Here is a 340-nt window from a genome sequence, read left to right on the forward strand (position 1 = left end):
TGCCCAACCCGAGCATGTCCACCGGATAACCCGTCTTCTCCGAAACAATCGACAAAACAACATCACCCGCAGCCGGACCCGCAGCCACAGCCGGCGCAGCCACCGCAACCGCAGCAGCCACCGGAGCCGCAAAACCGGCCACCGTATCCACCACATCCTGCAGGGTGCGCAACCCGGACAACTCCGAGGCCGGGATCTCCGGGGCACCCGGGAACTTCGCCTGCAACGCCGCCAAAATCTCGACCTGCTTGATCGAATCGATCCCGAGCTCAGCCTCCATCTCCATGCCCAACCCGAGCATGTCCACCGGATAACCCGTCTTCTCCGAAACAATCGACAA

At 62.4% G+C, this 340-nt stretch carries 1 protein-coding gene; it reads right to left on the minus strand.

From position 1 onward, the window contains the following. A partial coding sequence (locus CRM90_RS30155; protein ID WP_158249096.1) for a phosphopantetheine-binding protein occupies positions 1-340 on the minus strand: 340 nt, incomplete at both ends.

It is taken from the genome of Mycobacterium sp. ENV421 (assembly GCF_002887815.1).
Taxonomy (GTDB): domain Bacteria; phylum Actinomycetota; class Actinomycetes; order Mycobacteriales; family Mycobacteriaceae; genus Mycobacterium.